Source organism: Micromonospora globispora, from assembly GCF_003857015.1.
GTDB classification, from domain to species: Bacteria; Actinomycetota; Actinomycetes; order Mycobacteriales; family Micromonosporaceae; genus Micromonospora; species Micromonospora globispora.
Window position 1 is genome coordinate 1 of record NZ_QGGF01000384.1, and the last position, 8592, is coordinate 8592.

General features: G+C 73.0%; 11 protein-coding genes. 6 read left to right on the forward strand and 5 right to left on the reverse strand.

The genetic code is table 11. The features are described 5' to 3' along the window. The first annotated feature begins 96 nt into the window (after positions 1 to 96). Entirely contained in the window at positions 97 to 939 is an 843-nt protein-coding gene (locus tag DKL51_RS19795) for a GNAT family N-acetyltransferase (protein ID WP_124812364.1), read from the forward strand. Between the two features lie 52 nt (positions 940 to 991). On the opposite strand, the gene sigB is transcribed toward DKL51_RS19795, so the two are convergent. Continuing rightward, positions 992 to 2008, reverse strand: coding sequence for an RNA polymerase sigma factor SigB (gene sigB / locus DKL51_RS19800; protein ID WP_423790625.1), 1017 nt, complete (start codon positions 2006 to 2008; stop codon positions 992 to 994). A gap of 226 nt (positions 2009 to 2234) precedes the next feature. Between sigB and DKL51_RS19805 the strand changes: the two genes are divergently transcribed. After that, positions 2235 to 3023, forward strand: coding sequence for a sporulation protein (locus tag DKL51_RS19805; RefSeq protein ID WP_124812367.1), 789 nt, complete (start codon positions 2235 to 2237; stop codon positions 3021 to 3023). Between the two features lie 40 nt (positions 3024 to 3063). Here DKL51_RS19805 and dtd read toward each other — a convergent pair whose 3' ends face one another. Both dtd and DKL51_RS19815 read right to left on the reverse strand, forming a co-directional pair. Then, entirely contained in the window at positions 3064 to 3486 is a 423-nt protein-coding gene (gene dtd, locus DKL51_RS19810) for a D-aminoacyl-tRNA deacylase (RefSeq protein ID WP_109942810.1), read from the reverse strand. Further along, positions 3486 to 4970: a DUF7782 domain-containing protein gene (locus tag DKL51_RS19815; RefSeq protein WP_185734854.1), complete on the reverse strand. Its 1485-nt coding sequence runs from the start codon at positions 4968 to 4970 to the stop codon at positions 3486 to 3488. The genes dtd and DKL51_RS19815 overlap by 1 nt, the downstream gene beginning before the upstream one ends. A gap of 99 nt (positions 4971 to 5069) precedes the next feature. Between DKL51_RS19815 and DKL51_RS19820 the strand changes: the two genes are divergently transcribed. The 3 genes from DKL51_RS19820 to DKL51_RS19830 are packed head-to-tail and all read left to right on the forward strand — an operon-like array spanning position 5070 to position 7411. Continuing rightward, a complete protein-coding gene (locus tag DKL51_RS19820; RefSeq protein ID WP_109942814.1) occupies positions 5070 to 5645 on the forward strand; it encodes an HhH-GPD-type base excision DNA repair protein in 576 nt (191 codons plus the stop codon). Positions 5646 to 5704: 59 nt separating this feature from the next. Beyond that, positions 5705 to 6904, forward strand: coding sequence for a low temperature requirement protein A (locus DKL51_RS19825; RefSeq protein ID WP_109942808.1), 1200 nt, complete (start codon positions 5705 to 5707; stop codon positions 6902 to 6904). 9 nt (positions 6905 to 6913) lie between these two features. Continuing rightward, entirely contained in the window at positions 6914 to 7411 is a 498-nt protein-coding gene (locus DKL51_RS19830) for a low temperature requirement protein A (protein ID WP_311768070.1), read from the forward strand. A gap of 36 nt (positions 7412 to 7447) precedes the next feature. Here DKL51_RS19830 and DKL51_RS19835 read toward each other — a convergent pair whose 3' ends face one another. Together DKL51_RS19835 and DKL51_RS19840 are read right to left on the reverse strand one after the other, a co-directional pair. Continuing rightward, positions 7448 to 7759, reverse strand: coding sequence for a hypothetical protein (locus DKL51_RS19835; protein WP_109942807.1), 312 nt, complete (start codon positions 7757 to 7759; stop codon positions 7448 to 7450). A 13-nt stretch (positions 7760 to 7772) separates the two neighbouring features. Next, a complete protein-coding gene (locus tag DKL51_RS19840; protein ID WP_243421052.1) occupies positions 7773 to 8060 on the reverse strand; it encodes a hypothetical protein in 288 nt (95 codons plus the stop codon). 107 nt (positions 8061 to 8167) lie between these two features. On the opposite strand from DKL51_RS19840, the gene DKL51_RS19845 reads away from it, so the two are divergent. Next, positions 8168 to 8524, forward strand: coding sequence for a DUF3099 domain-containing protein (locus tag DKL51_RS19845; RefSeq protein ID WP_109942813.1), 357 nt, complete (start codon positions 8168 to 8170; stop codon positions 8522 to 8524). Positions 8525 to 8592: the final 68 nt, after the last annotated feature.

The following is an 8592-nucleotide window of genomic DNA, read 5'->3' on the forward strand; positions in this document are numbered from 1 at the left end:
GGTCCTGTGTAGGTGCCCCGGGTTGCCGGCCGGCGTTCACCCGATCGACACCCGTCGCCCCCGCAGCCGGCAACCCGGGGCACCTACACAGGACCCATGGCCGTTCTGCACGCCGCTGGCGCACCCCTCACGACCAGCGGATACACCCTGCTGATCGCCGACGACCCGACCCTGGTCGCGGCCGCCCAACGCCTGCGCCACGAGGTCTTCGCCACCGAACTCGGAGCGACCCTGCACCCGGGCGCCGCCGGGCTCGACACCGACGGCTTCGACGCTCACTGCGACCACCTGATCGTCCGCGAGGAGCGCACCGGCGAGGTGGTCGGCACCTACCGGCTGCTGCCGCCGGGACGCACCGAGCGGCGGTACGCCGACGACGAGTTCGACCTGACCGCGCTCGATCCGCTCCGCGACGACCTGGTCGAGGCGGGCCGCTCCTGTGTGCACCCCGACCACCGCTCCGGTGCGGTGATCAATCTGATGTGGGCCGGCATCACTCGCTACCTGCACCTGCGCGGTTCGCGCTGGCTCGGGGGCTGCGCCTCGGTGCCGGTGGCCGACGGTGGGGTGGCCGCCGCCGAGGTGTGGTCCCAGGTCACCGCCCGGCACCTGGCTCCGCCGCCGTTGCGGGTCCGCCCGCTGCGCCCCTGGTTCGCCGAGGCGGCCGCCGCCGTCGACCCCGGCGCTCGTCCGCCGGCCGAGCGCCGGGCACTGGTCCCGCCGCTGCTGCGCGGGCACCGCGGCGCCGCCCCGGTGGACCGGGACGCCCTGGTCGACCTGTTGCTGCGGGTCGGCCGGCTCGCCGACGAGCAGCCCCGGGTCCGCTCGCTCACCCTGAACCCGGTGCTGGCTCGCCCGGACGGCATCTCGGTGCTGCACGCCACCGTCCGCACCGGCGCCGAGGCGCCCCGCCCCGACACCGGCCCCCGTCGGCTCTAGAACGGGCGGAGGGCCCGGCGGTATCGCCGGGCCCTCCGCTGCGCTGCGCCGCTCAGCAGGCGTACGCCTCCAGGCGGTTCGCCCGCTCCGGGGCGCGCAGCTTGAGCAGCGTCACCTTCTCGATCTGCCGGATCCGCTCCCGGGACAGGCCGAACTCCCGGCCGACCTCGTCCAGGGTGCGCTGCCGCCCGTCGTCGAGCCCGAACCGGAGCCGGATCACCGCCTGCTCCCGCTGGGAGAGGGTGGCCAGCACGATCCGCACCTCGTTGCGCAGCTCGCCGTTGGCGGCGGCGTCACCGGGCTCCTCCCGGGGGTCCACCGCGGCAACGAAGTCACCGAGCGCGCTCTCGCCGTCCTCGCCGACCGCCTGGTCCAGGCTGACCGGCTCCCGGTCGTACGAGATCAGCTCGATCACCTGGAACTCGGGAACGTCCAGCGCGACCGCCACCTCGGCGACGGTGGGCTCCCGGCCCAGGGTGACCGCCAGTTCCCGGCGGGCCCGGACCATCCGGTTGACCTGCTCGACCATGTGCACCGGGATGCGGATGGTGCGGGCCTGGTCGGCCATGGCGCGGGTGATGGCCTGCCGGATCCACCAGGTGGCGTAGGTGGAGAACTTGTAGCCCTTGGTGTAGTCGAACTTCTCGACCGCGCGGATCAGGCCGAGGTTGCCCTCCTGGATCAGGTCGAGGAAGGCCATCCCGCGACCCGTGTACCGCTTGGCGATGCTCACCACCAGCCGCAGGTTCGCCTCCAGCAGGTGGTCCTTCGCGGCGCGCCCCTCGGCCACGATCAGCGCCAGGTCGGCCCGCAGCTCCGCGGAGACCGGGGTGCAGGTGGAGAGCTTCTCCTCCGCGAAGAGGCCCGCCTCGATCCGCTTGCTCAACTCCACCTCCTGCGCGGCGGTGAGCAGCTTGGTGCGGCCGATGCCGTTCAGGTACGCCCGGACCAGGTCCGTGGAGACGCCGCGCTCGTCGGTGGCGTCCAGGTCGGTCAGGATGTCGGTGCCGGGCTCGGCGTCGATGCTGGCAGCCGGGCGGGTCTGGTGCTCGATCATCTGCAGGGCCATCTCTGTCTCTCCCCGTGTCCATGCCGGCGGGTTCCGTGCCGCATACCGACGCGGTGGTGCCGGTGAGAAACAGCTTGGCGGTCGGGGCGTAAAACGGGAGTGAGGCGATCGGGGAACCGACAGCAATCCCGGCGGAACGTCCCGTCGGGCTTGCCCGTCCCGGTTACCGTGCCGCCAGTGGCCGGCCCGCCGGGGCCCGGCGCGGGACAGACGATCGGAGAACGTGGTGGTCTTCAAGCGGCTCATGCAGGCGATGGGTGTGGGCGGTCCGTCGGTGGAAACGGTGCTGGCCAACCCGAACTGCCGCCCCGGTGGCCAGCTGGAGGGCTGGATCCAGGTGGCCGGCGGGGACCACCCGGTGGACGTGTCCTACGTAGCGCTCGGCCTGGTGACCCGGGTCGAGGTGGAGAGCGGCGAGAACGAGTACGACACCATGCAGGAGTTCGGCCGCCGGCAGGCGACCGGCGCGTTCCGGCTGGAGCCGGGGCAGCGGTACGACATCCCGTTCCGCTTCGACGTGCCGTTTGAGACGCCGCTGACCGACCTGTACGGCCAGCACCTGCACGGGATGACCATGGGCCTGCGGACCGAGCTGGAGGTGGCCCGGGCGGTGGACAAGGGTGACCTGGACCCGGTGGCCGTGCACCCGCTGCCCGCGCAGGAGCGGTTGCTGGAGGCGCTGCTGCGGCTGGGCTTCCGGTTCGCGCGGGCCGACGTGGAGCGGGGGCACATCTACGGCGTACGGCAGAGCCTGCCGTTCTACCAGGAGATCGAGTTCCACCCGGCCCCGCAGTACGCCCGGGCGATCAACCAGCTGGAGGTCACCTTCGTCACCGACCCGAACCAGGTGCAGGTGGTGTTGGAGATCGACAAGCGGGGTGGGGTCTTCACCGAGGGCCGGGACGCCTTCGGCCGCTTCACCGTGGACCACGCCACCGTGGACCGCACCGACTGGGCCGCCCAGCTCGACGCCTGGCTCCGCCAGTCCATCCAACGCCGCGGCCTCTTCTTCTAACCCCCGCCGCACCGTCAACCGAGGAGAGGTCGGGGTGCGGTCAGAGGTCCAGGAGGATGGTGCGGGGGCCGATGTTGACGCTTTCGACCAGCATGTGGGCGCGGAAGCGGCCGGTCTCGACCTTGGCGCCGCGGGCGCGGAGCTCCTCGACGACCGCGGTCACCAGGGGTTCGGCGATCTCGGCGGGGGCGGCCGCCGTCCAGCTCGGACGGCGGCCCTTGCGGGCGTCGCCGTAGAGGGTGAACTGGCTGACCACCAGGATCGGGGCACCGGCGTCGGCGGCGCTGCGCTCGTCGTCCAGGATGCGCAGCTCGTGGATCTTGCGAGCCATCGTCGCCGCCACCGGCGGGGTGTCGGTGTGGGTCACCCCGAGCAGCACCAGCAGGCCGTCCTCGATCGCCCCGACCACCGCACCGTCCACCGTGACGCTCGCCCGCCCCACGGTCTGCACCACCGCCCGCATCAGCTCACCACCGGCTCGATGATGCCGCGCTCGACCAGGTGCGCCACGATCGGGCCGGCCGCCTCGGCCAGCTCCTCGGGGGCGACGTCGTGCGCGGCGGCGAGCAGGGCGAGCTGATCCCGCAGCGGCAGCCGGCCGTCCGCGCCGCCGACCAGGGCCAGCACCAGCGGGTCGATCTCCTCGGTCCAGCGCAGCCCGTGCGGCATGGCGAGGACCTGCCGGTCCACCGCCCAGCCCTCGTCGCCCATGGTCGCCTCCTGCCGTAGCTGGAGGCCCTCGGCGGCCCGGTAGCGCTCGGCGAGCAGCGCGGCAGTGTCGCCTACCTGGAGCCAGTCCTGGCGGTCGAACCAGGCGGCGATCCGGTCGCCCATCGGCGGCTCCACCCGCTGGCGCAGGTCCTCCACCCGGACGATCGGTTCGTCGTGGCCGGAGCGGCGCAGCGAGACGATGCCGAAGCCGATCGCCTCCACCTTGTGCGCGTCGAACCAGTCCAGCCACTCGGCCATCCGCTGCGGGTCGGCCGCCTCGCCGACGTCGGTCAGCCACAGGTTGACGTACGCCATCGGGTCGGCCACCTCGCGCTGGATCACCCAGGCGTCCAGGCCGGTGCCGGCGAACCAGCCGGCGACCCGCTCGTTCCACTCCTCACCGGTGACGTGCACCCAGTTCGCCAGGTACTGCATGGTGCCGCCCTCGGTGAGCAGGCCCGGCGCGGCGGCGGCCAGCTCGGCGCCGATCGCGTCACCGACCCGGCCGGAGTCCCGGTACACGTGCGTGGTGGTGCCCGGCCCGACCACGAACGGCGGGTTGCTGACCACCAGGTCGAAGCGGCGCCCGGCGACCGGGGCCACCATGTCGCCGCGGAGCAGCTCCCAGTCCTGGCCGTTCAGGGCCGCGGTGGTGGCCGCGAAGCGCAGCGCCCGCTCGGAGACATCGGTCGCGGTCACCTTCCGGGCGTGGGTGGCCAGGTGCAGGGCCTGTACGCCGGAGCCGGTGCCCAGGTCCAGCGCGGTCTCCACCGGCCGGCGGACGGCCGCGCCGATCAGCGTCTGGGTGGCGCCGCCGATGCCGAGGACGTGCTCGGCGTGCAGTGGGCGCCCCGGTCGGGCGCTGGCCGGCACGTCGGCCAGCACCCACCACTCGTCCCCGTACGGTTCCAGGTCGACGCCGGCGCGCAGGCCGTCGCCGTACCGCTCGACGATGCCGCCCGCAACGGCCTCCTCGGTGCTCAACGGGGCGAGGGCGGCGGCCACCACCGACTCCGGCTCGGTCTGGTCGCAGATGAACACCCGGATCAGGGTGGCGAGCGGGTCGCGGTCCTCGGTGGCGCGCAGCGCGGCCCGGAAGTCGTTGCGGGCCACCCCGCCGGTGGCCTGCGGGCCGAGCCGACCGGCGATGCCGTTCGAGGTGAACTGCGCCCGGGTCAGCGCGGTCCGCAGCGCCTCGACGCCGGCGGGGGAGAGCAGCATGTCGTGTTCGTCCACATCGCCATCCTGCCCCGCCACCGTTTCGCCGCGGCCACCGCCCGGCATTTCACCCCCCGGGTGCCACCGCGGACGGTCGCCGACCGGCAGGATGGGGGCATGACGCTCTCGCTGCCCATCGACCCGGAGGCCAACCGGCTGCTGGAGCGCAGCCCGTTGGCACTGCTCCTCGGCATGGTCCTCGACCAGCAGGTGCCCATGGAGAAGGCCTTCTCCTCGCCGTACGTGCTGACGCAGCGGCTCGGCCACGAGCCGGACGCCCGCGAGCTGGCCGGCTATTCGCCTGAGGGCCTGGTCGCGCTCTTCGCCCAGCCGCCCGCCCTGCACCGGTTCCCCAAGGCTATGGCGGCCCGGGTGCAGGAGGTGTGCCAGGTCCTCGTCGACCGGTACGACGGCGACCCGGCCCGGCTCTGGTCCGATGCCGGCGACGGCCGGGAGCTGCTGCGCCGGGTGGGCGAGCTGCCCGGCTTCGGGAAGCAGAAGGCGCAGATCTTCGTGGCCCTGCTCGGCAAGCGGTTCGGGGTGTGCCCGGAGGGCTGGCGGGAGGCCGCGGGCGGGTACGGCGAACCGGACGCCCACCGGTCGGTGGCCGACGTCACCGATCCGGAGTCGCTGCGCCGGGTCCGGGAGTACAAGCAGCAGATGAAGGCGGCGGCCAAGGCCGCGAAGGTCTGACGCAACCGCCCGGCGTCGGCGTCGTTGAGATCACCGACGGTGCCGACGACGGGCGGGTGATGACGGACGAGCGGGGGGCGGAACTCCTGCGCCGCGGTGGTGGGCCCCGCCGCGCGACCTTCCTGGAGCTCTTCCTCGACGTCGTCTTCGTCTTCGCCTTCACCCGGGTCTCGCAACGCCTCATCCACGACATCACCGTGGGCGGCCGGCGGCTGCCGCTGGACCTGGCGCAGACGCTGGTCCTGCTGCTGGCGCTCTGGATGGTGTGGTCGCTCACCGCGTGGGCCACCAGCCACTACGACCCGGACCAGCCGCCCATTCGGGCGGTGATGGTCTGGTCGATGTTCGGCAGCCTGGTGATGGCGGTGTCGGTGCCCGAGGCGTTCGACGCGCACGGGCTCTCCTTCGCCGCCGGGTACGTCGCCATCCAGGTGGGGCGCTCGGCCTATCTGAGCCTGGCGCTGCGCCGGCACGCCCAGCGGCATCTCTCGGACCGGATCCTGGTCTGGTCGGCGGTCTCGGCGGTGCCCTGGATCGTCGGTGGTCTGGTCGACACCGATGCGCGGCTGCCGCTCTGGGCGGTCGCCCTGGTCATTGACTACGTGGGGGCGGTGGTCGGCTGGCCGGTGCCGAGCCTGGGGCGGGCGAAGGCCTCGGCGTGGACGGTGACCGCGGAGCACCTCGCCGAGCGGTACCAGCAGTTCATCATCATCGCGCTGGGCGAGATGATCTTCATCAGTGGTGTGGGCTTCAGCACCAGCGAGTTCACGCTCCTGCGTTGGCTGGCCTTCGCGGACGCCTTCGCCACCACCGTGCTGCTCTGGCGGATCTACTTCCACCGCGCCGGGTCGGTGCTGGCCGAGGCGGTCGCGGAGGCCGCGGAGCCGGCCCGGCTGGGCAAGTCGGCCACCTACACCCACCTCGCCATGATCGCGGGGATCGTGACCACGGCGGTGGGGTTCGAGCTGGTGATCGCCGAACCGACCGGGCACATCGACCCGGTCCGTTTCGCGGCGATCTTCGGCGGTCCGGCGCTCTTCGTGGTGGGCCGCGCCCGTCTGGAGTACGAGGTCTTCGGCCGGGTGTCCTGGTCCCGGCCGGTCGGCCTGCTGGTCCTGGTCCTCGCACTGCCGGTGCTGGTCCGACTGCCGCTGCTCGGCATCGCGGTCAGCGCCACGGCCGTCCTCACCGGCATGGCGGTGGTCGACGCGCTGCGCGCCCGGGGCCGTCCGCCGGAACACCCCGCCACCCCGATGTGAGCGCACGCACTGCCCTTCGCGGCCGCGTACGTGGCGGTGATGCTCGGCCGACCGCTGTTCGTCGCGATCGCGCTGCACGGCCATCCCCGTCGGCTGGTCCCGCTGCGGCTGCTCGCCTGGTCGGCGGTGAGCGCGGTGCCCTGGCTGGTCGGCGCGATCGGCCCGGACGACCTGCGCCTGCCGCTCTGGGCGGTCGCACTGGCCGTGGACTACGCCGGTCTGCTGACCGGCTGGCCGCTGCCCCGGCTCGGGCCGGCGCCCCCGAGCGGCTGGCGGATCGCCGGGGAGCACCTGGCCGATCGGTACCAGCAGATCTTCCTCATCGCGCTCGGCGAGTCGATCCTGGTCATCGGCTTGACCTACAGCGGGGAGGGGTTCTCGGGCCGGGGCGCCGCCGCCTTCACCGTCGCGTTCGTGACCACGGCGCTGCTCTGGCGGATCTACTTCCACCGCGCCGGGCACCTGCTCGCCGAGGCGCTGCGGGTGGCCCCTCGCCGGGCACGCTGAGTCCGCTCGGCCGGTCGCCCGGTGGACCGGGGCCGGTCAGGCGGCGGTGGGCCGGGAGAGCGCGGCCAGCGCCCGGCGTACGTCGGCGAGGGAGACGGTCGCCGAGTCGTCCAGGTCGGCCAGGCCGGCCTCGATCCACTGCCGCATCAGGGTGGTCACCCCGATGCCGCGCGCGTCGGCGGCCGCGCGGACCCGCTCGTACGTCTCCAGCGGCAGGCGTACCGAGCGGCTGACCATGGGCACGTCGGTGTCGGGGGTGGGCAGTTCCACCGGCTGGCTCTCGTCGATCAGCTCGGCGAGCGCCTCGTCGCCGCCGTGGAACCGCTTGGTCGCCTCGTTTCGGTTCATCGTGACCGCCTCCTCATCGGCGCGATCTCCGCACGGCCTCGTCGTAGCGCTTGGCCTCGACGTCGCTCAGCTCGCGCGCGGAGAGGATGTCCCAGTCGTTGTCGGTGCCGTCGGCCTCGGCCAGCAGCACGGCCAGTCGCCGCCCCCGGTGGCTGGTCGCGTAGACGACCATCACGTCGTCACCGAGGTGCCGGATGACCCGTCGCGTGCTGTGCAGGGCCTCCCAGACTTCCCCGGGTGTGACGTCGTAGACCCGTAGGTTGGCCAACGCCTCGTCGGTGAAGCTGAACCGGCTGCCCACGAGCGGAGCGTACCACGAACGTAACACGCCCCCGGCATGAGTCGATTTTCGCCGATCACCGGGTGGGGGTGACAGGATGGGGCGTAATCCCCTTGAGGAGGTCCGTGGTGAAGCATCAGGCGTACCAGCCGATCCTGATCACCGACGCCTCGCGCAGCCAGGACGATCAGCTCACCAGTCGGCAGAAGCGCTACGTGCTGATGATGGGCATCCGAGTGGCGTGCCTGATCGTCGGGGCGGTCCTGGTCGGCGTCAAGGCTCCTCTGCTCTGGCTCTGGCTGCCGCTGTGCGGCCTCGGAATGGTGCTCATCCCGTGGCTGGCGGTGCTGCTGGCCAACGACCGCCCGCCGAAGGAGCAGCACCGGCTGGCCGGCAAGTTCCAGTCGAGGCACCGGGACGAGACCCCGCCGATGAGCCTCACGGCCGAGGAGCGCCCGCACAAGGTCATCGACGCCGAGCCCTGACCGGGCCGTGAGCGCCCGCCGCCCCCCGCTCAGGGGGTGGGGCGGGCGCCGACCGTGGTGACCGCGAG